This is a genomic window from Virgibacillus senegalensis (genome assembly GCF_000821245.2).
Lineage (GTDB): Bacteria > Bacillota > Bacilli > Bacillales > Amphibacillaceae > Sediminibacillus > Sediminibacillus senegalensis.
Genome location: NZ_LN611425.1, coordinates 1,370,053 through 1,390,952, shown reverse-complemented (window position 1 = coordinate 1,390,952; position 20,900 = coordinate 1,370,053). Strand labels below are relative to the sequence as shown.

At 42.0% G+C, this 20,900-nt stretch carries 25 protein-coding genes and 1 riboswitch; of the genes, 16 read left to right on the top strand and 9 right to left on the bottom strand.

Translation table 11 applies throughout. The annotated features are described in order from the left end of the window. Window positions 1-106: 106 nt before the first annotated feature. A complete protein-coding gene (locus tag BN1067_RS17830; RefSeq protein WP_053220153.1) occupies window positions 107-670 on the bottom strand; it encodes a YkoP family protein in 564 nt (187 codons plus the stop codon). Window positions 671-990: 320 nt separating this feature from the next. Between BN1067_RS17830 and BN1067_RS17825 the strand changes: the two genes are divergently transcribed. After that, window positions 991-1,812 carry an N-acetylmuramoyl-L-alanine amidase gene (locus tag BN1067_RS17825; protein ID WP_053220152.1) on the top strand — a complete coding sequence of 274 codons (822 nt, stop codon included), beginning with the start codon at window positions 991-993 and terminating at the stop codon, window positions 1,810-1,812. Between the two features lie 178 nt (window positions 1,813-1,990). Next, window positions 1,991-3,241 (top strand): cytochrome P450, encoded by a 1,251-nt coding sequence (locus BN1067_RS17820; RefSeq protein WP_053220151.1) that lies wholly within the window; start codon window positions 1,991-1,993, stop codon window positions 3,239-3,241. Between the two features lie 396 nt (window positions 3,242-3,637). On the opposite strand, the gene BN1067_RS19995 is transcribed toward BN1067_RS17820, so the two are convergent. Beyond that, window positions 3,638-3,781: a hypothetical protein gene (locus BN1067_RS19995; RefSeq protein WP_199868561.1), complete on the bottom strand. Its 144-nt coding sequence runs from the start codon at window positions 3,779-3,781 to the stop codon at window positions 3,638-3,640. A gap of 117 nt (window positions 3,782-3,898) precedes the next feature. Between BN1067_RS19995 and BN1067_RS17815 the strand changes: the two genes are divergently transcribed. Next, window positions 3,899-4,537: a cytochrome P450 gene (locus tag BN1067_RS17815; protein WP_053220150.1), complete on the top strand. Its 639-nt coding sequence runs from the start codon at window positions 3,899-3,901 to the stop codon at window positions 4,535-4,537. 396 nt (window positions 4,538-4,933) lie between these two features. On the opposite strand, the gene BN1067_RS19990 is transcribed toward BN1067_RS17815, so the two are convergent. The 3 genes from BN1067_RS19990 to BN1067_RS17805 form a co-directional block, all read right to left on the bottom strand. After that, window positions 4,934-5,077: a hypothetical protein gene (locus BN1067_RS19990; protein WP_199868561.1), complete on the bottom strand. Its 144-nt coding sequence runs from the start codon at window positions 5,075-5,077 to the stop codon at window positions 4,934-4,936. Window positions 5,078-5,139: 62 nt separating this feature from the next. Then, window positions 5,140-5,955 carry a PAS domain S-box protein gene (locus BN1067_RS17810; protein ID WP_110943558.1) on the bottom strand — a complete coding sequence of 272 codons (816 nt, stop codon included), beginning with the start codon at window positions 5,953-5,955 and terminating at the stop codon, window positions 5,140-5,142. Between the two features lie 69 nt (window positions 5,956-6,024). Then, window positions 6,025-6,183 carry an aspartyl-phosphate phosphatase Spo0E family protein gene (locus tag BN1067_RS17805; RefSeq protein WP_199868560.1) on the bottom strand — a complete coding sequence of 53 codons (159 nt, stop codon included), beginning with the start codon at window positions 6,181-6,183 and terminating at the stop codon, window positions 6,025-6,027. Between the two features lie 159 nt (window positions 6,184-6,342). Here BN1067_RS17805 and BN1067_RS17800 point away from each other — a divergent pair, with 159 nt between their 5' ends. After that, window positions 6,343-7,395 carry a lactonase family protein gene (locus BN1067_RS17800; RefSeq protein ID WP_053220148.1) on the top strand — a complete coding sequence of 351 codons (1,053 nt, stop codon included), beginning with the start codon at window positions 6,343-6,345 and terminating at the stop codon, window positions 7,393-7,395. 109 nt (window positions 7,396-7,504) lie between these two features. Here the strand turns inward: BN1067_RS17800 and BN1067_RS17795 are convergent, their stop codons facing one another. Both BN1067_RS17795 and BN1067_RS17790 read right to left on the bottom strand, forming a co-directional pair. Continuing rightward, complete coding sequence (locus tag BN1067_RS17795; protein ID WP_110943556.1) at window positions 7,505-9,007, bottom strand: potassium/proton antiporter; 1,503 nt, start codon at window positions 9,005-9,007, stop codon at window positions 7,505-7,507. A 436-nt stretch (window positions 9,008-9,443) separates the two neighbouring features. Next, complete coding sequence (locus BN1067_RS17790; protein WP_110943555.1) at window positions 9,444-9,782, bottom strand: hypothetical protein; 339 nt, start codon at window positions 9,780-9,782, stop codon at window positions 9,444-9,446. Window positions 9,783-9,996: 214 nt separating this feature from the next. Between BN1067_RS17790 and BN1067_RS17785 the strand changes: the two genes are divergently transcribed. The 8 genes from BN1067_RS17785 (at window position 9,997) to BN1067_RS17750 (ending at window position 17,515) form a co-directional block, all read left to right on the top strand. After that, complete coding sequence (locus BN1067_RS17785) at window positions 9,997-10,389, top strand: GntR family transcriptional regulator (RefSeq protein ID WP_053220147.1); 393 nt, start codon at window positions 9,997-9,999, stop codon at window positions 10,387-10,389. After that, complete coding sequence (locus BN1067_RS17780; RefSeq protein WP_053220146.1) at window positions 10,379-11,278, top strand: ABC transporter ATP-binding protein; 900 nt, start codon at window positions 10,379-10,381, stop codon at window positions 11,276-11,278. Before BN1067_RS17785 ends, BN1067_RS17780 begins: the two co-directional genes overlap by 11 nt. Then, entirely contained in the window at window positions 11,253-13,223 is a 1,971-nt protein-coding gene (locus tag BN1067_RS17775) for a DUF6449 domain-containing protein (RefSeq protein ID WP_053220145.1), read from the top strand. Before BN1067_RS17780 ends, BN1067_RS17775 begins: the two co-directional genes overlap by 26 nt. A 15-nt stretch (window positions 13,224-13,238) precedes the next feature. Then, the gene (locus BN1067_RS17770; RefSeq protein ID WP_053220144.1) at window positions 13,239-13,829 is read left to right on the top strand and encodes an RNA polymerase sigma factor; all 591 of its coding nucleotides are present in this window, start codon (window positions 13,239-13,241) and stop codon (window positions 13,827-13,829) included. 358 nt (window positions 13,830-14,187) lie between these two features. Then, window positions 14,188-14,234, top strand: a riboswitch (PreQ1 riboswitch). 126 nt (window positions 14,235-14,360) lie between these two features. Further along, entirely contained in the window at window positions 14,361-14,858 is a 498-nt protein-coding gene (gene queF, locus BN1067_RS17765) for a preQ(1) synthase (protein WP_053220143.1), read from the top strand. 73 nt (window positions 14,859-14,931) lie between these two features. Next, on the top strand, window positions 14,932-15,564 hold the full coding sequence (locus tag BN1067_RS17760) for a queuosine precursor transporter (protein WP_053220142.1): 633 nt from the start codon (window positions 14,932-14,934) through the stop codon (window positions 15,562-15,564). 451 nt (window positions 15,565-16,015) lie between these two features. Next, on the top strand, window positions 16,016-16,768 hold the full coding sequence (locus BN1067_RS17755; protein ID WP_053220141.1) for an alpha/beta hydrolase: 753 nt from the start codon (window positions 16,016-16,018) through the stop codon (window positions 16,766-16,768). A 171-nt stretch (window positions 16,769-16,939) separates the two neighbouring features. Next, window positions 16,940-17,515 (top strand): hypothetical protein, encoded by a 576-nt coding sequence (locus BN1067_RS17750; protein ID WP_053220140.1) that lies wholly within the window; start codon window positions 16,940-16,942, stop codon window positions 17,513-17,515. Between the two features lie 94 nt (window positions 17,516-17,609). On the opposite strand, the gene BN1067_RS17745 is transcribed toward BN1067_RS17750, so the two are convergent. Next, window positions 17,610-17,834, bottom strand: a complete 225-nt coding sequence (locus BN1067_RS17745; RefSeq protein WP_053220139.1) for a KGG domain-containing protein — start codon at window positions 17,832-17,834, stop codon at window positions 17,610-17,612. 160 nt (window positions 17,835-17,994) lie between these two features. On the opposite strand from BN1067_RS17745, the gene BN1067_RS17740 reads away from it, so the two are divergent. The 3 genes from BN1067_RS17740 to BN1067_RS17730 all read left to right on the top strand — a co-directional run bounded on the left by BN1067_RS17740 (window position 17,995) and on the right by BN1067_RS17730 (window position 19,545). Continuing rightward, window positions 17,995-18,531: a YkuS family protein gene (locus BN1067_RS17740; RefSeq protein ID WP_053220138.1), complete on the top strand. Its 537-nt coding sequence runs from the start codon at window positions 17,995-17,997 to the stop codon at window positions 18,529-18,531. A 289-nt stretch (window positions 18,532-18,820) separates the two neighbouring features. Further along, window positions 18,821-19,351: a DUF6773 family protein gene (locus BN1067_RS17735; protein WP_053220137.1), complete on the top strand. Its 531-nt coding sequence runs from the start codon at window positions 18,821-18,823 to the stop codon at window positions 19,349-19,351. Then, window positions 19,348-19,545 (top strand): helix-turn-helix transcriptional regulator, encoded by a 198-nt coding sequence (locus BN1067_RS17730; RefSeq protein WP_053220136.1) that lies wholly within the window; start codon window positions 19,348-19,350, stop codon window positions 19,543-19,545. Before BN1067_RS17735 ends, BN1067_RS17730 begins: the two co-directional genes overlap by 4 nt. Window positions 19,546-19,591: 46 nt before the next feature. On the opposite strand, the gene BN1067_RS17725 is transcribed toward BN1067_RS17730, so the two are convergent. After that, entirely contained in the window at window positions 19,592-19,954 is a 363-nt protein-coding gene (locus BN1067_RS17725; RefSeq protein WP_053220135.1) for a cupredoxin domain-containing protein, read from the bottom strand. Between the two features lie 201 nt (window positions 19,955-20,155). Between BN1067_RS17725 and BN1067_RS17720 the strand changes: the two genes are divergently transcribed. After that, on the top strand, window positions 20,156-20,875 hold the full coding sequence (locus BN1067_RS17720; RefSeq protein WP_110943554.1) for a Crp/Fnr family transcriptional regulator: 720 nt from the start codon (window positions 20,156-20,158) through the stop codon (window positions 20,873-20,875). The last annotated feature ends 25 nt before the right edge of the window (window positions 20,876-20,900 follow it).

Sequence of the window (20,900 nt, the reverse complement as noted above, 5' to 3'; positions counted from 1 at the left end):
TGGTTGGCTTTTTGTTTTTTATCGCCATTAAAGGACTTTTGGTCAGCTTCGACGCCTACCCCCTCGAGGTTTTAAACTGGTCGGGGGTATTCAAGGCGTTTGTGCTTTAACTTTCATAAACGTTTAGTAGTTTGTCTTTGGACATAAATAAATACATCGGTTCTTGTTTGCCCTTATGAAAACGCGAGGGGTCTGTAGCAAGCTTGTTGATTGTAGAGAAAATGGCATATTTAAACAGCTTGTAGGCTGGATTGGAAATGGTAAAAGTCTCAAAACCCAGCCGCTGGCAGATCTTATGATTCAGGACCGTAATGCCGATAATTCCCTTGATTTGATCCCGTTTAACATGTTCTCTTAGATAAGCAGCCAATCCGGGAAGTGATGCTTGGACTGTTTGATAGATATGACGCGCTTTACGGACTTCTCCTGAGATATCATATGTTTCATTTATAAGCCGGATATTGTGGAGATGAATTTTTATCAACGTATCGTTTTTCCGGATCATAGTGCCGTCGTCAAGCATGATGTTTTTCCCTTGATAGGAAGTAAGCCGGACTCGGAAAATATTTTGGAAATCACTATTATTACTTTCTTTAATATAAGATAGTCTGGTGCAGTGAAAATAGTATGGATCAGATAATGTCCACAATTGAATAAGGTTCCTTCTCACAAAGTTTTCCTTCCTTCTATCTATGTTTGCCACTTTTATTTTATAGAAAAAGTTGAATATTATTTATCTGTTATGGGCTTTGTCGAAATTTCCTTATGGTCACTAAAACGCACCAAGTATAGAAACAAGGTGTTTCGACAAATTTGTTTTTTGAATAGAAAAATTCACCAATTGGTTGTTAATTTGGCAAGATTGTCTTCTTTATTTAGTAACAAGCGGTTAAATTATCACACCGATTGTCGAAGAGTGGCGCCGCTTCGAAGTTGGATGGTAATTTCATTTAACGCTTGATTTATTAAAAAATAAAGGAGCTGGGATAGATGGTACGAGTTGCAATAGATATCGGTCATGGATCAGATACATGGGAAAATGGCGGTGGAAAAGGAGTTGTTCGGAACGGGGTTGTCTATGAAGAACATAACTTCAACTCACTTGTTGCGCAGGAATTGGATCGCTTACTCCGCAGTAATGGTATTGACACATTGCTCTACCAGCAGCCGTTTTCTCCAGAGATTGGCTTGACCCAGCGTACGAATTACTATAATGCACAGAACGTAGATTTGGTATGGTCGATTCATGCGAATGCAAGTTCCACTACAAGTGCGGAAGGGCGCTGTGCCTTTTATTGGTACACCGCGAGTGAAGCACGCCGGTTGGCGGAGTTGTATGTTGATGAAGTGCGTAATGCGGGTTACAGCACCCATGGAACCGGTCTTCACGCCAGCCAGCCCGGTAGCTGGACCAACCTTCATATCTGCCGAGAAACCAACATGACTGCTGTTCTTACAGAAAATGGATTTATGACTAATGACGTGGACTTCCAAATGATTTTTGGGTCGGGACAGGCGACTTACGTTGCCAATATTGCTCGAATTCATGCCAAAGCCATTTGTCGATTCTTCGGCATTAGTTTTGAAGATGACGGAGGGAGTACGGAACAAAAATATATTGAAATTCTTGCTGACTCTTTATGGACGTACAATACTCCGGATTGGAATGACAGAGCGGTAATTGTCAACCGTGGAGAAGTGTTTACGGTAATTCGAGACCGGTTTTATGTAGATGGTGGTTACATGTATCAAATAAAGAGCGGGCTGTACATCACCGCCAATCCAACCTATGTTCGTGTATATACGCGTTGATTGAACCAAGGCTGTCGAGGAAACTCGGCAGCCTTTTCAAATGGATTTCAGCCCTATACATATCCCCGGGAAGGTTGGAAAAGCTATTGTTTGATAACAGGGGCTCAAGGGAATCGGAATAAAAAATTTACATAGTTCAACATATAACGGGCATTGGCCCACGGGAAGGAGCAATACGATGGCGAAAGACAGACGAGTCCCCCGGGAAAAAGGATTGGATAACAGTCTTGCGTTGATGCAGGAGGGGTATCTTTATATTCCGAACAGATGTCGTCAATTTCAATCGAATATCTTTGAAACGCGTTTGCTTGGACAGAAGGCAATTTGTATGAGTGGAGAGGAAGCTGCAAAAGTTTTCTATGATAACGACCGTTTTCAGCGGAAAGGAGCTGCTCCCAAAAGGGTGCAAAAAACATTGTTCGGCGTGAATGGGGTGCAGACAATGGATGGTGCTTCTCATCATCATCGAAAGCAATTGTTTATGTCATTGATGACCCCGAAAAGGCTACAGGTTTTGAAAGATATTACAGCTGAACAATGGCAGGCAAGCATGACTGAATGGGAAAGGCAGGGTAAAGTAGTCGTATTGGAAGAGTCGAGGAAAATCTTGTACCGAGTGGGCTGTAAATGGGCTGGTGTTCCAGTGGAAGAAGGGAAAGTAGCCCAACATGCCCGGGACCTCGGTTCGATGATTGATGCATTTGGAGCGGTAGGTCCCCGCTACCAAAGAGGACGACTGGCAAGGAACCGAATGGAGCAATGGGCTCGCCAAATCATAAAGGATGTGCGAAGCGGTAAATGGAAGCCATCTGAAGAGACGGCCGCCTATGCCATGGCTTTTCATCGGGATTTAAATAATAAAAGATTAACCACACAAATGGCAGCTGTAGAATTGCTGAATATTATCCGGCCAATTGTAGCCATAGCCAGTTTTATTACTTTTGGAGCGATGGCGATTCATCAACATCCGGAAGTAAGAGAAAAACTGTGGGCCGATGCAGACAACTATCGGCAATTGTTCGTTCAGGAAGTCCGCCGCTTCTATCCGTTCGGTCCGTTTACAGGTGCAAGAGTCCGTCGTAACTTTACCTGGCAAGGATATTCTTTTAAAAAAGGAACCCTTGTACTTCTTGATATATATGGAACGAATCATCATCCCGAGATTTGGGAAGAGCCGGAACAATTCCGACCAGAACGCTTTCAAACCTGGAAAGGGAGTCCATTTGATTTTATCCCGCAGGGTGGTGGAGAGTATGAAATGGGTCATCGCTGTGCAGGGGAATGGGTAACCATCGAAGTAATGAAAACCAGTCTTGCGTTTTTATCCAGGATGGATTTTCGAGTTCCGGCACAGGACTTGAGTATCAGGTTATCCAGGATGCCGACACTTCCAAAAAGCAGATTCATCATTACAGATGTAAGCAGGTAATAATAAGGAAACATGCCGATGTTATGCTCGGCATGTTTTTTTAGTCCTTGATAAAAGATTGAAAATTCGAAATAAACATTGAACTTTTGGCGGATCGGTGTATAGTAGATGCAAGGGGGAATCATCATGAAGTGGGAAGTACCGCCACATACCGATAGAGGGTTCATACTGATAAGCCTTATTCATATGGAAGACAAGAATATCCAACAGTACGTTTCATTTTACTTGCCCAAAATACTCTCAGGAGTCTACGATATTGACCTAACGAATCCTGAACCTTATTAAAACAAAAAAGGGGCTGTTCCGACTGGTTGTTGCTCAACAAATCAACGGATCTGGCCCTTTTATCTTGCAATCAGAAGATGCCTTGCGGAGGCATTTCCGTTTTTCTTCTATTTATTTAAACAGCTTTTTGATTGCTTTTCCAGCCGATTTACCAGCAACGCGTCTGCCGACTCTTTTTCCTATCCGGCCCTTTCTGACAGCGTCGATATCATTCCAAACCCGAAGAACTTTGTAGATGTTTGATTTAAGTCCCATCTTATTCACCTCTCTTTAGATCTTTTATGCCAATTGTTGAAGGTGGTCCTGAATAGAAGTAGTTAGCCTCTGACCCCGATGTAATGAAGAGCTTGTCGGACAGAGCCAAAGGTCTTGATGGNTAAATGGAAGCCATCTGAAGAGACGGCCGCCTATGCCATGGCTTTTCATCGGGATTTAAATAATAAAAGATTAACCACACAAATGGCAGCTGTAGAATTGCTGAATATTATCCGGCCAATTGTAGCCATAGCCAGTTTTATTACTTTTGGAGCGATGGCGATTCATCAACATCCGGAAGTAAGAGAAAAACTGTGGGCCGATGCAGACAACTATCGGCAATTGTTCGTTCAGGAAGTCCGCCGCTTCTATCCGTTCGGTCCGTTTACAGGTGCAAGAGTCCGTCGTAACTTTACCTGGCAAGGATATTCTTTTAAAAAAGGAACCCTTGTACTTCTTGATATATATGGAACGAATCATCATCCCGAGATTTGGGAAGAGCCGGAACAATTCCGACCAGAACGCTTTCAAACCTGGAAAGGGAGTCCATTTGATTTTATCCCGCAGGGTGGTGGAGAGTATGAAATGGGTCATCGCTGTGCAGGGGAATGGGTAACCATCGAAGTAATGAAAACCAGTCTTGCGTTTTTATCCAGGATGGATTTTCGAGTTCCGGCACAGGACTTGAGTATCAGGTTATCCAGGATGCCGACACTTCCAAAAAGCAGATTCATCATTACAGATGTAAGCAGGTAATAATAAGGAAACATGCCGATGTTATGCTCGGCATGTTTTTTTAGTCCTTGATAAAAGATTGAAAATTCGAAATAAACATTGAACTTTTGGCGGATCGGTGTATAGTAGATGCAAGGGGGAATCATCATGAAGTGGGAAGTACCGCCACATACCGATAGAGGGTTCATACTGATAAGCCTTATTCATATGGAAGACAAGAATATCCAACAGTACGTTTCATTTTACTTGCCCAAAATACTCTCAGGAGTCTACGATATTGACCTAACGAATCCTGAACCTTATTAAAACAAAAAAGGGGCTGTTCCGACTGGTTGTTGCTCAACAAATCAACGGATCTGGCCCTTTTATCTTGCAATCAGAAGATGCCTTGCGGAGGCATTTCCGTTTTTCTTCTATTTATTTAAACAGCTTTTTGATTGCTTTTCCAGCCGATTTACCAGCAACGCGTCTGCCGACTCTTTTTCCTATCCGGCCCTTTCTGACAGCGTCGATATCATTCCAAACCCGAAGAACTTTGTAGATGTTTGATTTAAGTCCCATCTTATTCACCTCTCTTTAGATCTTTTATGCCAATTGTTGAAGGTGGTCCTGAATAGAAGTAGTTAGCCTCTGACCCCGATGTAATGAAGAGCTTGTCGGACAGAGCCAAAGGTCTTGATGGAAAATTTGATTCCAAGCTGTGTCGCAACTTGAGCTAAATCAGGGCGCATTCCGGTTATGATGGTTTCAATCCCGAGCAGGCGGATCGTTTCATTGACTTTAAACAGATAGTCAGCCACATAAGTGTCCAGATTAACGATCCCGGAAAAATCGAGTATCAACCACTGGATATCTTTATCCGCCACACTGGCAGGGATATGGTCTAAAAATTGTTGAGCCCGTTCTGTTTCTATGGAGCCGATTAGGGGGAGAACAGCGATTCCCTTCAATATCGGTACAATGGGAGAAGCAAGCTCATTGATTTCTTTTAATGCTTTCTCCAATGATCTTTCGGTTTCCTTCCGCCCTGTTATATCACGGAAGACAGATTGGACTGCTTGTTTCGTTTCGATTTGTAACGGATTACAATTGGTTTCCACTTGAACAGTAGAACCGTCAGCACGTCGAATCATTTGCTCGCTTGTGGATGGAGAAGTCCCATTTTCGACGATATGGTTAATTCGCTCATAAACCGTTTGATGGTAATCTTCGTGTATATATGAAATCAATTTTTTTCCGATGAACTCCTGATTTGAACCCCCTAGGAGTTCCGCACCAGATTGATTGAGATAAATAATATCCCCATCAAGGTGGACGATTACCGCTTCCGTCAATCGTTCCACGATTTGCTTGAATATTTCATTTTTATCCAGAGAAGCTTCATCAAACCGAACGATAGTCAACACATCCTTCCAGTATCTTTCCTTTTTTATCACCATGACATAAATTGTTATATTTGTCGATGGACTTAAGTAGCATCTGTGATAGCGGGATTTCGTTTTCGGTCACTATTCGGCTTTTTTTAAGGTGTCAAATAAATTCAACGCTTCGTCCAAATTTTGGGATATGGTCAAAATGTCCGGGCTTTGTGGATCGCACATAAATAGCTGATACATCTTCAGCCTTAATGCTTCGATTTTCTTTTCTACTTTCTCTATCTCTTTCAAGTGCATCCCCCTATTTTATCTATTTCGGAACATGTGTTCTTAAACGGTTATCTGTCATTATAAAATATTTTTCAGAAAATGGATAGGGAAACTTTCGAAAATACAGATTTTGCAGGGTATGGTATAGTGTAAGTATCTTTCTATGGAGGTGGACTAGTAATGGATAAACAACAGAGCCTTGGATATATTGGTACATACACAAACGGGGACAGTTTGGGCATTTATTCGTTTTCATTGGATCAGTCTAGTGGGGAGGTTTCCATCCTTGCTGATGCTGCTCATACGGAAAAACCAACCTATTTAACGATAAGCAAGGACAATCGGTATCTCTATTCGGTTATGCAGGAAGAAAAAGGCGGCGGGGCTGCAGCTTATGCAATTGGAGAGAACGGTACCCTTTCTCTGGTGAATAAACAGGTTTCAGAGGGGGCTGCTCCTTGTCATATTAGTATCGATCGTTCGAATAAACAATTGGTCACAGCAAATTATCATAAAGGAACAGTCGATGCGTACACAGTTGATCCGGAAACGGGGGCAATAGAACCTGCTTCATCCAGTGTCGAACATGCTGGTTCCGGACCTCACGAAAGACAGGAAAAACCGCATGTCCATTTTTCAGGCTACACACCAGATGAACAATATGTCATCGTGGTTGACTTAGGGTCTGATACGATAAAAACGTATACCATCAATGAGAAGAAGCTGGAGGAAATAAACAGTTTTTCTACAAAACCGGGAAGCGGACCTCGCCATATTGTGTTCCATCCTAATGGGAAATACGCCTATGTAATGACGGAATTGAGCAACGAAGTCATCGTCCTTGCATATGATCAAACGAACGGAAGCTTCACTCAGCTTCAGTCGATTTACACCATTCCAGATGATTTTACTGAGAATAGCCAAGGAAGTGCCATCCATATTTCTTCCGATGGGCGTTTTGTATATGCTGGAAACCGTGGACATGACAGCATCGCTTTGTTTGAGGTGAAAGAGGATGGAGCAGCGCTTTCATTTGTTGAGCATTATTCGACAGAAGGCGGTTGGCCGCGCGACTTCAGCTTGGATCCGTCTGAACAATATTTACTTGCTTCCAACCAAAATTCCAGTAATTTGACCTTGTTTACACGTGACCCGGAAACCGGGAAGCTGGAGCTGAAGCAAAAAAATGTAACCGTACCAAATCCTGTATGCATTAAGTTCCTTCACCAGTAAAAAGGAAGAATAGAAAAAGAGACATTCACCATATAGAGGCGAATGTCTTTTTTTGCCATAGAAAATGAAGTGATAGGTAAGTGCCAATGTCAGTCTTTCAGAATACCAGTTACTTATTAACGTTCTTTTTCTGTTTCTTCTCGATTTTACCTTCAGGCTTTTTGGTTTTCTTATTTCCAAAGAGCATGGCCCTGACCTGTTCTCGTTGTTTTTTATGAGTGAGTACATACAACGTATCACCCGTTTCGAGAATCGAGCTTCCTGTAGGGGTTATCACCTTTCCTTCCCGGATGATGGCGGTAATCAGGGTTTCTTCCGGCAGTGTTAGATCTTGGAGTGTTACTCCAGTTGCCGGGGTATCCTCGCTTATAGTGGCTTCCATGATTTCCGCACCGGAACGCCCGAGTGTAATTAATTCCATTGTAGGAAAAGGACTTGCCTGCATGTTTTCCGTTAAATGAAGCTTACTGCCAAGCCAGGAAAGTGTACCGCCCTGAATCAGTGCCGATGTCAATACCACGAAAAAGACGACATTGAAAATCAACTGGCTGTTTTCGACACCTGCAAGGGTAGGATAGGTGGCAAGGATGACCGGTACAGCACCTTTCAGCCCGGCCCAGGAAATGAAAAATTTTTCTTTCCCGGTATACTTCATGAATAGCATGCTGAGAAAAACACCGACAGGTCTTGCGATAAACATTAAAATCACGGATAGCAAAAGACCTTGCCAAAAGATATTAAGTAGTTGTTCTGGGAATACAAGCAAGCCTAACAGGATGAACATAATGATTTGCATCATCCATGCAAAGCCCTCGTTGAATCGTAAAATCGAAAACCTGTACATCAAATCATTGTTGCCGATGTAGACAGCCATCACGTATACAGCAAGCAATCCGCTGCCACCGATAGCAGTTGTGGAGGCATACGTGAAAATGGCACAAGCTAGTGCAAGTACAGGATAAAGACCAGAAGCATCTAGCGTAATTTTATTGATAACCGCTGTAGTCGCTTTACCAAGAAGAAAACCGACAGCCAAACCGACTCCCATTTGCCAGAAAAAGCTTCCGATTGCTGTCCACAGGGAGCTGTCTGGCAGCTGAATAATTTCTATCAAAGTCACTGTCAAGAACACGGCCATTGGATCGTTGGTCCCAGACTCGGCTTCCAACGTAGAAGTGATCCGACGCTTAATATTTTTGTTTCCAAGCACGGAAAATACCGCAGCAGCATCGGTAGAGCCGACGATTGCACCAAAGAGCATTCCTTCCAGTAAGGATAAGTCCAGAATATACATCGCTGCGATGCCAGTCACGATCGTAGTAATCAACACACCGATTGTAGCCAGTGACCCTGCGGCCCCTAGAACAGGCCGGATATTTCTCCACTTTGTCTGTGTTCCGCCCTCGAACAGAATGATAACCAAGGCTACTATACCAATCAATTGACTGAGTTTAGCATTTTCAAAAAATACATAATTGTTGAGAAACATGCCGAGCAGAAGAAAAAGAACAAGCGAAGGAAGTCCGATACGTGAAGAAAATTTTGTAGCTAATACCCCGATGATCAACATCGCTGAAAATAAAAAAATCAAAGCTTGAACCGATAACTCCAACTTTTTTTCAATCCTCTCAGAATCAGTAGATTTTCTATCTATTATTAATGATAATCTTATTTCTGGTAAATCACAAAACTCTCGTCTCCATCAAAAGAAAAAATATTCTATTTTTAATTTATGCCGGCAATGGAAAAGTATTGTCCAAAAAAAACAGACTGTCGAAAAACGACAGCCTGGCGAGCTTGAACACAAGCTCCATTCTTAAGGGGGGAGGAAATTTCAAATTACTTCTACCTCACCAATAGGAAGTAGAGAATAACCATTTAGATGAGATGTATAGATACCATATCCTTTTAAGAGGAAATGTAAACCTGTTTTAGCCGGGACATTAGTCCTGTTTTGTGATTGGGAAAAATACGATTCAATCAAAAAGCTTTTTTTCCTTCTATCAGAGTTGTTGGTTTAATCATCAGCATAATTTCCAAACCGTTTGTTATTTTCCGTTGTTAATCAATAGCAGGTGAACAAAATATTCTTGAACGCCGACTACGAGCGCAATCAGGATTGCCCCTGTTAGGCTGACGTGAATAGAATCAAAAACTTCAGCAATAACAAGCAATAGTACTGCCGTCGCAGCAAAATCTAACACGATACTCAGCCAGAATGTTTTTCTTCTTAAGAGAACTGCCTCCATCACGACACCTACCACCGCCAGCAAAACGATAGCAGCGATTGTTTGCCAGATTGATTCAAAATACACCCCTTCAAAAAAATAACTGAAGAACAAAATAATGATTGGCAGCATGACAATTTTGATTAACAAACTAATCATTACAGCAACCTCCTCTTCCCAAGTATTACCTTCGTTTCGCTTTCTAAAACGAAAAATGAATATTAATTGAAATGCTTGTTTTTAAGCCATTATAGGGTGCAAATTTAATTTTATAAAAAAATACCTTCCCAAAAACGCTCGTTTAGGATATACTCAAACTGTATTACATATATTAATACAGTTAATACAGTTAACCGGAAGCGGAGGTTACGCGATGTTCGATCTCGATATGAGAAGCCGGAAGCCTATATATGAACAGCTTGTCGAGAAGTTGAAAGAGCTGATCATCAATGATGTGCTCCAAGTCGACGAAAAGCTGCCCTCTGTACGTGTACTTGCCCAACAATTGACGATCAATCCAAACACGATACAAAAAGCTTACAGAGAACTGGAGACACAAGGCTATATTTATTCAGTGAAAGGCAAAGGCAGCTTTGTCAATAAGCAGGCAAAATCGGAGAAATCAGAAGAGTTGCAAAAGGTGCGGGATCAATTGGAAAAGTTGGTAGCTGAAGCGATGTTTTTAGGAATGTCGCAGGATGAATTACGAAGAATGATAATCGAAATAGAGGAGCAAGTGAAGAGGGGGGATCATCATGATCGTTAGTAATAGTATTTGCAAATCGTATGTAAAGAAAGATGTGCTCCAAAATGTTCATTTACAAGTCAGGAAAGGGTCCATTTATGGTCTGCTTGGTTCAAACGGAGCGGGTAAAACAACGCTGCTCAAAATAATTGCCGGAATTATCAAACCGGACGACGGAAAATTGAGCATCAACGGTAAAAGCGTTTATGAGAATACGGAGATAAAAAAGGTAACCTTTTTCCTATCTGATACCGTCTATTTCTTTTCCCAATATTCCATTAAACAGATGGCTGAATTTTTTCAAGATACCTATCCAAATTGGAATCAAGAACGCTTCGTAACATTGAAACAGCTGTTCCAGCTCGACATGAAAAAGAAAATCAGTCAGTTCTCCAAGGGGATGCAGCGACAGGTAGCGTTTTGGCTGGCGTTATCGGCGATGCCGGAGTATTTGATTTTAGATGAACCGTTCGATGGACTCGATCCGGTAATCAGGAAAAAAGTGAAGAATCTTCTTGTTCAGGACGTAGCGGATAGAGAGATGACGATTATCATTTCCTCCCATAATCTCCGGGAAGTGGAAGACATTTGTGATTATGTCGGTATTCTTCATCAAGGGAAGCTTCTTCTCGAAAAGGACCTCGATGATTTGAAATCAGATATTCATAAGGTTCAAATAGCCTTTCGGGGTAAGCCACATACTGATTTTTGGGGAGATCTTGAAGTGTTGTACAAAGAGAGCCGCGGCAGCGTCATATTAGCAATTGTCAGAGGAAAGGAAGATCGAATCGTTTCTCACTTGGAACAATATCATCCGGTTATTCTCGACCTGCTGCCGTTAACACTGGAAGAAATTTTTGTGTATGAAATGGGGGACGCCGGTTATGCAATCGAAAACATCCTTGTTTAATAAACAGTTGTTAAAACAGGATTTGTTGAGTTCAGGCTGGATCGGTATTGTTTATTTCGCCGGATTACTATTTGCATTGCCGCTGAATCTGCTTATGCTGGAAACAGATGAACGGATGGGATATTCCTTTCGTAGCTTATTTGAGTCCAATGCGGAAATTCAATTGTTCTTTTTATATATCATCCCTGTATTGGTCGCCGTGTTTTTATTCCGATATATGCAAGTGAAAAATGCTGCTGATTTCATACACAGCCTGCCGTTAACACGGAGGAAGATTTTTAATCATCATTTTCTGGTTGGAATATTGCTAATTGTACTACCTTTATTGTTTACAGCCATTATTTTGTCCTTGATGCTTCCGGCGATGGATTTATATACGGTCTACACGCAAGCGGATATTTGGCATTGGTTCGGTGAATCTGTCGTTTTTTCCCTTTTGCTTTTCTCGGCAGGAGTATTGATCGGGATGTTAACCGGTATATCTGCGGTACAGGGAGTATTGACCTACATCTTTCTCCTGTTTCCAGCTGGCATTCTCGTGCTGGTTTACGCAAACCTGAATATTTTACTCGATGGTTTTCCGATATCGTTTTATCAACTTACCAATGTTGCTCTTTTTTCGCCGCTGACCGATTTTATTGAATTGTACAACATGAAGTTCCCTGGTTGGAAGTACGCTATCTATTTGCTGCTTTCCTTCGTGTTTTATGCGTTGGGCTGGTTCATTTATCAAAAGCGCCCTTCTGAAGCAAGTGGTCAGCCCATGGCATTCCACCAGGCGCGTCCAATATTTAAATACGGCGTGACAGCTTGTATGATGCTGTTCGGTGGATTTTATTTCGGAGAAACCGAAAATCAGCTCTCATGGATTATTTTCGGTTATGTGCTTGGATCATTAATTGGTTATTTGATTGCAGAAATGGTGTTGCAAAAAAACTGGCAGGTGTTCGGTAAGTGGAGAGGATATGTAATCTTTCTCGCGGTTGCAAGTGCCATCATTCTCGTATTCTCCTTGGATGTTACCGGGTATGAGAGTCGGGTGCCGGAAGCAGAAAATATCAAAGCGGTCTATTTTAACGAGAATCCAATGTACTACTCTAGAGAAAATGATGTGGATAAAATACGAGAGCTGGCGATTCAGGACCCGGCGATTATCGGCCATGTTCGAAGTCTCCATAAAAAAATCATCGAACAGTCGAAAGGCATTTTGCCAAAAGAGCGCTTAAATCGAGAGAAAATATTTCTTAGTTATCAGCTTGAAGACGGCAGTATGGTCAATCGGGAATACTTTCTTGATTTGGATGAGACTTATGAGGAGTACTTAAAACCTATCTATGAATCCCGGGAATACAAGGAAATCAAAAATCCGATTTTGAACTTGAATGAAAATGACTTTGACAACTTGCGTATTTCAAATGAGATGGATGGGACATCAGGGACGACCATACTGGAGAAAAAGGAAATAAAGGAAGCGTTACAGGCTTTGAAGCAGGATATTTATGATCAATCCTATCAGGAAATTGTCAATCCGGTAGACACCATGGCTTCCATTCAAGTACCTGATGGGGAGGATATGTATTATCCGTTGCCTATATTAAAATCCTATGAGCAATTTGGAAACTGGTTAAAAGCCCATGAGATTTATGACCAAACGGTGATGCAGGCAGAGGATATTTCCTATGCGGTGATTTTGGATAAAAGGCAAGAAACCGACGATCCACATCAAATCCTGACAGAGAGAAGATATGCTGGAAAAGGAATGGTTATAGAGGACAAAGGTCAGATTCAAGATGCTCTTGATGCCACGGCCAGTCATTATTATGGAGTGGAACAGGGACCCTTTTTCATCGGTTATTTCGTGGAGGAAAAAGATTATCCGATCATTCGATCGTTTACCAAAGATGGTGTGCCGGCATTCGTAACCGAGTATTTTGAAAACCAGTAAAAGGAGAGAAAAGAAATGGAAGAAGCTTTGACGGGGGAAGGAGTTCGTTTTGATGCTGTTTATCAACAGTATTATCAACGGATGTATAGGCTGTCGGTCGGTATTACAAAAGATCGTTCTCTGGCCGAAGATGTGGTACAGGATGCGTTTATTAAAGCATACAAGCATTATGATAGTTTGCGAGAAAATGACAAAGTGGGGGCATGGCTGGCAAGCATAGCTTATCGAACTGCCATCGATGCAATCAGGAAAGAGAAGAAGCGTGTGTATGTCCCGCTTGAGGAAGTCTATCTGACCAGCGAGGAAAGCTGCTCGGCAGAATGGATGGTGGAAAAACAAGTCGAGTACAAATGGACCGAAGGACAAATTAAGCGGCAGGTCGTTCTGCTGAGTCCGAAACTTCGTAAAGTGTTTACGTTGAAGTACCAAAACGAGTGGACCGACAAAGAAATTGCCAGCAGCTTAAGCATCGCCCTGGGCACCGTCAAAGCCCGCTTATACCGAGCCAGAAAACGAGTCAAAGAAGGCATGGACCAAACCGCACAAACCACCCATATCAGCGCCTCACCCCGCTGTTTAGGGACAGAGTTTGAGCGGACAGGTTGAGGGGACAGTCCCCGACCAAGCGAAAACTAGGGGAAACACATACGCAAACAACATTCGGGGTCAGTCCCTCCTAAGCCAATCAAGCACCGAAAACCAGGTTGTGGGGTCAGTCCCCAATCTGACCATTTTGCGTAAGCTAGAAAAGCAAAAGCGAGTGCTGACAGGGGATGGTGATGTCCTGGGGTCAGTCCCTCTAACCCTTTAAAACGGAAATAACCCGCTTTTTGGGGACAGTCCCCTTCCAATCATCAATCGCTGGTTTTGGGGGATAGGGGACTGACCCCGCAATTGATTTAGATTGACTTTTCTGTTTCTGCTCTATATAATTAGTCGAGGAAAATGGAGATAATCCGTTTGATCGGGAGAGGTTCTTAGCGTAAACCCTCTATAAAAAACTAAGGACATAACAGGTGTTCAAGGCCATGTCCCTTAGGGGCATGGCCTTTTTTTCCGATCTTTAAATATTTTGGATGCAAAATAGAAGTATGGGCTTGCTCATAAATTAGCTGTTTTAAAAAAGGAGGAACCATTATGGCAGGAAGAAGAGATGAAGATTTAACAGACTTGACTTTGCTTGGAAGCCAAGGGACAACCTATCAATTTGACTATACACCGGAAGTGCTTGAAACTTTTGATAACAAACATCCGGGACGTGACTATTTTGTGAAATTCAATTGCCCTGAATTCACTACACTATGCCCGAAAACAGGACAACCAGACTTCGGCACCGTTTATATCAGTTACATTCCAGATGAGAAAATGGTGGAAAGCAAGTCATTAAAACTATACCTGTTCAGTTTTCGCAATCATGGAGATTTCCATGAGGACAGCATGAATATTATCATGAATGATCTTATTGAATTAATGGATCCGCGTTATATAGAAGTATGGGGAAAATTCACTCCTCGAGGGGGAATTTCCATTGATCCATTCTGTAATTACGGAAAGCCAGGTACGAAGTATGCCCAAATGGCTGACCATCGACTGATGAATCATGACCTTTATCCTGAAAAGATAGATAATCGATAAAATCTATTGCTCCACCAAAGTTAGAAGAGGGTACAGCTTTGTTCCTTACCCCGGAATTGAAAGGGGAAGAGCTATGTTTATTTATTTAAACGCACTGTTTGTCGGGTTATTGGTAATATCCAATGTGCTCGGAGTAAAATTATTTGCTGCAGGTGGTTTCGTACTGCCGGCCGCCGTTATCGCGTACGTCGTTACGTACTTGATAACAGATGTAATCGGGGAAGTTTTTGGGAAAGATGCTGCCCGGAAGACTGTCCAGGCAGGTTTCATCACTCAAGTATTAGCTATGATTTTTATTCTTATTGCCATTCAACTTCCTGCTGCATCAGTTTTTGACGGGCAAGTAGAGTTTGAGGCTGTACTTGGAGGAAGTTTCCGGGTTATGCTGGCTAGCCTTGTATCGTATTTAGCCAGTCAAAATCTGGATGTTTCCATTTTTCATTCTTTGAAATTAAAACACGGTCAGCAAAAATTATGGCTGCGCAATAATTTGTCGACAATGACAAGCCAGCTGATCGATACAATCCTGTTCATCTCAATAGCTTTCTGGGGAACCGTCCCGTTTGGTGTCCTTATTGGAATGATTGGATCTCAATATCTATTTAAAGTAATCATTGCATTAATTGATACACCAATTGCATACCTTTTAGTGAAGCTCGCAGGAAAGTCATCACATAAAAAACCTGCAGAAACCGCCGCTTCCTAAAGACCAGCTTATTAACAAAGACCGTCGTTTGTATCCTCAAACGACGGTCTTTTACATGGAATGAGAGATTGGGGGACAGTCCCCGAAGCGAACAGAGCAGAGTGAGATTGAAGATGGGGGACTGACCCCTACTCTTATTCAAACTAATAAAAGATCTTTCTTGGGGTCAGTCCCTCCCCAGACGATTTGTTAGTGGAAAAGCTGCCAGGACAAGAACTTGACAAGGAAGGGATTGTCCCCATTGATGGCATTGCAACAAAAAATACGACTTTGGGGTCAGTCCCTCGTAATAAAGTTTTTCTTCTTATTTGGGGATTGGGGACTGACCCCGGTAAGCGGACCCCGTGCTATTAAAAGATAGTTTGTATTTTTACGAGGTTATGGTAAGATTTAACTATTATACATAAAAAGTAGATATACATATTTATGTTTCTAATAGGGAGGTAGTATGATGGCAGCTAATTATCGCGTGATGAAGGATGCAGACGCGTTTTACTTTGCCGGCAATGAAATTGGAGTGCTGGTTTTACACGGATTCACCGGTACGACGCAAAGTATGCGGTATCTTGGTGAACAGTTTGCTGATGAAGGTTTTACTGTTCTGGGACCAAGATTGGAAGGCCATGGTACTGATCCGGAAGATATGGAAGCGTCTACTTATGAGGATTGGATTAATACTGTGGAAGAGGGATTGGCAACCTTGAAAGAGGAGTGCTCCAAGTTGTTTGTTGCCGGCTTATCGATGGGGGGAACATTGGCGTTGTATTTAGCGGAACAACACCCGGAAATCAATGGTATTCTGCCTATTAATGCCGCTGTTGAGATTCCGGCAATGGCAGAAAATTATCGGGAGCTATCTCAGACGGATACCCGATTTGTCAGTGGAATCGGTTCTGATATTAAAAGAGCAGGAGTAAAAGAGCTTGCTTATGAAAAAACACCTGTTAAATCGATGGGAGAAATCATTTCCTTAATGGAGTTAGTCAGGGAAAATCTGGACAAAATTCAAACACCTACACTTGTTTTTTCCTCAGTCGAGGACCATGTAGTGCCGCCGGAAAACTCGAAATTGATTTATGATTCGATCTCCTCCAACGAAAAGACATTGCTCCCCCTGGAGTCAAGCTATCACGTCGCAACTTTGGACAACGACAAAGAGGTCATTGCTAACAAGGCAATTCAATTCATCAAAGCGAACTGCTAAACAACTTTATAAAATCAACCATCATGTATCGGTGGTTGATTTATTTTGCGTTCCGCTAGCAAAAACTAGTTTTAATTACAAAAAAAAGATAAAATATAGGATAGGAAATTTTATGAACTCTTGTACTTTATAAATATAATAGAAAAGCATATAGGAAAGGATGCTGCAAAAATGCCGAGAAGCGGAAAACGTAAACGGATGGGCTGGTTCGGCTGGACAATGACAGCTTTGGCACTATCCCTGGTTATTGCGGTTGCATTCTTCTCATTTGTCTTTGACTTAGGAGGGATCGGTCTGTTTAACGATCATCAGGCAGAAACGAGTGAACAGGAAACCGATGAGCCGTCAGAGTCGGGTCAAACACAGGAGGAATTGGAAGAAAACGCAAAGAAAACAAGAGAGTCTGTTGGAAAAGAATACGAAGATGTCGGGGATTTTATAGCCGAAGCACATGATTTTTACAACGATACAACTGGTTATGGCCGGATTGACAATCTTGATTGGTCTGAACAGGAAAAAGAAGCAGAAGAGATTCTCGTTGTTCTGGATGAAACCATTCCGAAAGTAGAGGATGAAGCCTTGAAAAGTGATTTGGAAAAAATCGACCAGCTTGCAGACGCTGCAGTCGAAAATGAAAACAAAAAAACAATCAGAAGTCTTCATCGGATGTTTCATGATTTGGATATTGCCCTTAATGACTATAAAGGCACGAACAAAATTTGGGGAGTAACCAATACATTGAAATAAATCGATTCCTACTCAAAAAAAAAACGAGCTTATGAATAAGCTCGTTTTTTGTGGGTTTGTTTAAAACCTCAGCCCTCGTTCGCTACTTGGTCTATTAAGAATTATTGTTCTTGTTTTGTTGTTGACGTCCGCGAGTTTCTCCGCCTTTTTTACCGATTTCTTCATAGAATTCTTCGTCATGGTTTTTCGACGTTGTTTCTCCGCCTTTTTTACCAATCTCTTCATAGAACTCCTGGTCATGATTACGGGAGGTAGCTTCTCCGCCCTTACGTCCTGCTTCCTCTACAGACATCTTTTTGTTATTGTTCTTGTCAGCCATTCTATAAAACTCCTTTCGTGAGTGTTATATGATGCTTACATAACTACTATTCACGCTGTACAAAAAAGTAAACATTCTAGAATAAGAGAAAATTATCTTGTTTACTATAACTCCATAACGGGCAAATTATAACCAACACGAGCTGAGGAGGTTAAATCAGATGGTAAGAGTTGCAGTGGAACAACCATTCGAAGACGTAAAAAAACAATTGAACAAAAAAGGATATCAGGCAGAAATGCTTGATCGCAAAGTCGATGCCCCCGATTATGATGCGGTAGTGGTAAGAGATTTGGAAGACCTGACCGATATCCATATGAATGTACCAATGATTTCTGCACGCGGGCGAAGTGTTAAGGAAATTGTTGCAGAAGTGGAAGAACGACTCGAGCGCACTGGTGCGATCGATAAGAAATCCGGTGGCATTTCAGGCAAGAAATTTGTCAATGGAGTGGCCGTCGGCAGTATCGTTGGTGCTACAATCGGTTTTATGCTTGCGCCGGCTAGCGGCAAAAAAACACGCGATAATCTGAATCAAAAATTTCAGCAAACTAAGCAACAAACTATGGATCTAACCGATAAAGTAAAGGATAAAATGCCAGGAAAATCCAATGATAACTTAAATGATGACAGTAAGAATGAACTTGTCGCCCAAGAAAGGGATTTAGAACTAATCGGTGGTACAGAACTGAAAAACTAAACTTAACTTGATAGGCATCCGGTTTCCGGATGCTTTTTCTTTTGCCCAAAAAAGTGTCATTTCTATACGCATCGGCAGTTGGCTGGTGCGTATTTTTTATATGTAAAGCAATTTTTATTGACCTTTATGACAAATATATATTGCAAAATGACATTCTTAATATATAATAAAAGCAGAGATACTATCAAACGAAAACCGGACCGACCCCGAATTTGCGTTTGGTACGGTACTGCGCACTATTTTCCGAATTTCGATTTATCACTAAAAATAAAGAAAGAAGGTAGATAACATGAAGAATCCTTTCAGAAGAAACCGGATAAAGGATGAGCGGATTATCAATCTGCAAAACAAAATTTATCGCGAGATATACACCCTGGTACTGACCATCTGTGCCTTGTCGTTGGTTATCAAGTATGTGACAAATGCCTATCATCTCGATAACATTTGGCTGGAACTGGTTATCTTGCTAGTAACCTCGATTTATTTTGCTGTGCGCTCTACTGGAATGGGGATATTCTCGGCAGAAGTAGAAATGCATGACCAGGCAAATAAACGCCCGATGAGTTTAAAAACCATTCTGATCGGTGCTCTGTTTGGTGCGGGGCTGGCTATCTTTTTCGGAATTCACAGTGCAGTGAGTTATGCTGATTCTCCAGTTCAATCGGTATATTACTTCCTGCTTACATTTGTAGTGTCCTTGATGCTATATATTCCTTTTTTAATGGTAGTGAATGGGTTTGCTTATTGGGGAGCAAAGAAAAGGAGCGACAGGGCTGTAGAAAGAGAATTGAAAGATGAAGAACAGGATGAGAAACGATGAAGAAAAACATCAGGATGAAGGTGGCCAGGACGGAAATGGATCTTTCACAGGAGGAATTGGCCAAACGAGTTGGTGTGTCGCGCCAGACAATCGGGCTAATTGAGCTTGGCAAGTATAATCCTACCCTGAACCTTTGCATTGCCATCTGCAAATCACTGTCCAAAACACTCGATGAATTGTTTTGGGAAGAATAAAAGCCTCCAGATCCGGTTGCGGGTCTGGAGGCTTTCGATTATCCCATTATTCCACAGTCAAAGTCGATGTCATTTCTTCATGTCCTTCTCCACAAGGCAAGATACACTTGATGGTGTATTCTCCAGCTTCTAAGGTCGCTGTTGCGGAACCTTCATTTTCGATGGCAACATCTGTTCCTTCAATTTCGATTGCATGGACGCCTTCTTCATTTGTCAGATTGAATGTTATTTCTCCAGCAGGTGCCGTGTACCCTTCTTTGTCAAATTGCCAGTTGCTTGCGCCAATATCTACAACTGCCGCTGAACCACCGTCATCCCCTTCGGTTGCCCCTGCTTCATCTCCACCGCCGCATGCTGCCAGCAATAAAATGAACAAGGAGACCATAAGTGCTAAAAGTGCTTTTTTCATCGTTAAAAACCTCCCAGAATATTGTTTGAATGCTGTTCACACTTGTAGTGTAAAACACCTTACGGACGGCTGGCTGTGAGAAATGTCACAATCCTTAACTGTTCAAAATACCGTAACAATTTTTTACAAAAAAGTAATGCAATTGCCTTGGAAGAGGCGTATGATGAAGCTAACTAAGAAATGGAAATGGGGGCTTGCGTAATGGGGGCAATGATAAAACGAGAACAACCAAGCGGGAACACGTGGCAGTTTTCACCGGAAAGCTTTTCCAAGATAAAAGGGATAATGTATGAACACGTTTTTACTGCAGGCTCCACGTTATTTTGGGAAGGGGATGAAGCGGAAAAGCTTTATTATTTAGAAAAAGGATCGATCCGCCTTACCAAGACCGCAGACGATGGGAAAGATTTATGCCTTTATTATTTTCGTGATGGTGATTTGTTCGGAGAACTGCAATATCCCGGTCAGCAAGGGAAAATGTCCTATACAGCAGAGGTGCTGCAGGACGCTCGTGTAGGTGTTATTCAACAACGAGATTTGGAAATTCTATTATGGCAGCACGGTGATCTGGCAATAGAATTCAGCCGCTGGCTCGGTTATATGCAGCGGCTAACGCAAGTGAAGCTGCGGGATTTGATGTTTCATGGGAAAAATGGAGCACTGGCTTCCACCTTAATTCGTGCTGCCAATACTTATGGAGTGCTGGATGGAGGAACCATCCACTTCACTGAAAAGTTCACCCATTCAGAGCTTGCCAGTTTAATTGGTGCTACCCGTGAGACCGTCAACCGGATGTTAAATCAGCTGAAAAAGCAACAGGTGATCGATACGGAACAGGGCCGGATCGTTATCGGGGACTTGCCTGCTTTAAAATCCATTTGCCATTGTGAAGAATGCCCTCTAGAAATTTGCCGGCTATAATGAAACAATCACTCTCGAGGATTTC

Excerpts from the sequence above, each read along its gene's own strand:
- BN1067_RS17825 (WP_053220152.1), top strand. The coding sequence starts at position 991 with ATGGTACGAGTTGCAATAGATATCGGTCATGGATCAGATACATGGGAA.
- BN1067_RS17820 (WP_053220151.1), top strand. The coding sequence starts at position 1,991 with ATGGCGAAAGACAGACGAGTCCCCCGGGAAAAAGGATTGGATAACAGT.
- BN1067_RS19995 (WP_199868561.1), bottom strand. The coding sequence starts at position 3,781 with ATGGGACTTAAATCAAACATCTACAAAGTTCTTCGGGTTTGGAATGAT.
- BN1067_RS19990 (WP_199868561.1), bottom strand. The coding sequence starts at position 5,077 with ATGGGACTTAAATCAAACATCTACAAAGTTCTTCGGGTTTGGAATGAT.
- BN1067_RS17810 (WP_110943558.1), bottom strand. The coding sequence starts at position 5,955 with ATGGTGATAAAAAAGGAAAGATACTGGAAGGATGTGTTGACTATCGTT.
- BN1067_RS17800 (WP_053220148.1), top strand. The coding sequence starts at position 6,343 with ATGGATAAACAACAGAGCCTTGGATATATTGGTACATACACAAACGGG.
- BN1067_RS17790 (WP_110943555.1), bottom strand. The coding sequence starts at position 9,782 with ATGATTAGTTTGTTAATCAAAATTGTCATGCTGCCAATCATTATTTTG.
- BN1067_RS17785 (WP_053220147.1), top strand. The coding sequence starts at position 9,997 with ATGTTCGATCTCGATATGAGAAGCCGGAAGCCTATATATGAACAGCTT.
- BN1067_RS17780 (WP_053220146.1), top strand. The coding sequence starts at position 10,379 with ATGATCGTTAGTAATAGTATTTGCAAATCGTATGTAAAGAAAGATGTG.
- BN1067_RS17775 (WP_053220145.1), top strand. The coding sequence starts at position 11,253 with ATGCAATCGAAAACATCCTTGTTTAATAAACAGTTGTTAAAACAGGAT.
- BN1067_RS17770 (WP_053220144.1), top strand. The coding sequence starts at position 13,239 with ATGGAAGAAGCTTTGACGGGGGAAGGAGTTCGTTTTGATGCTGTTTAT.
- queF (WP_053220143.1), top strand. The coding sequence starts at position 14,361 with ATGGCAGGAAGAAGAGATGAAGATTTAACAGACTTGACTTTGCTTGGA.
- BN1067_RS17760 (WP_053220142.1), top strand. The coding sequence starts at position 14,932 with ATGTTTATTTATTTAAACGCACTGTTTGTCGGGTTATTGGTAATATCC.
- BN1067_RS17755 (WP_053220141.1), top strand. The coding sequence starts at position 16,016 with ATGGCAGCTAATTATCGCGTGATGAAGGATGCAGACGCGTTTTACTTT.
- BN1067_RS17750 (WP_053220140.1), top strand. The coding sequence starts at position 16,940 with ATGCCGAGAAGCGGAAAACGTAAACGGATGGGCTGGTTCGGCTGGACA.
- BN1067_RS17745 (WP_053220139.1), bottom strand. The coding sequence starts at position 17,834 with ATGGCTGACAAGAACAATAACAAAAAGATGTCTGTAGAGGAAGCAGGA.
- BN1067_RS17740 (WP_053220138.1), top strand. The coding sequence starts at position 17,995 with ATGGTAAGAGTTGCAGTGGAACAACCATTCGAAGACGTAAAAAAACAA.
- BN1067_RS17735 (WP_053220137.1), top strand. The coding sequence starts at position 18,821 with ATGAAGAATCCTTTCAGAAGAAACCGGATAAAGGATGAGCGGATTATC.
- BN1067_RS17730 (WP_053220136.1), top strand. The coding sequence starts at position 19,348 with ATGAAGAAAAACATCAGGATGAAGGTGGCCAGGACGGAAATGGATCTT.
- BN1067_RS17725 (WP_053220135.1), bottom strand. The coding sequence starts at position 19,954 with ATGAAAAAAGCACTTTTAGCACTTATGGTCTCCTTGTTCATTTTATTG.
- BN1067_RS17720 (WP_110943554.1), top strand. The coding sequence starts at position 20,156 with ATGGGGGCAATGATAAAACGAGAACAACCAAGCGGGAACACGTGGCAG.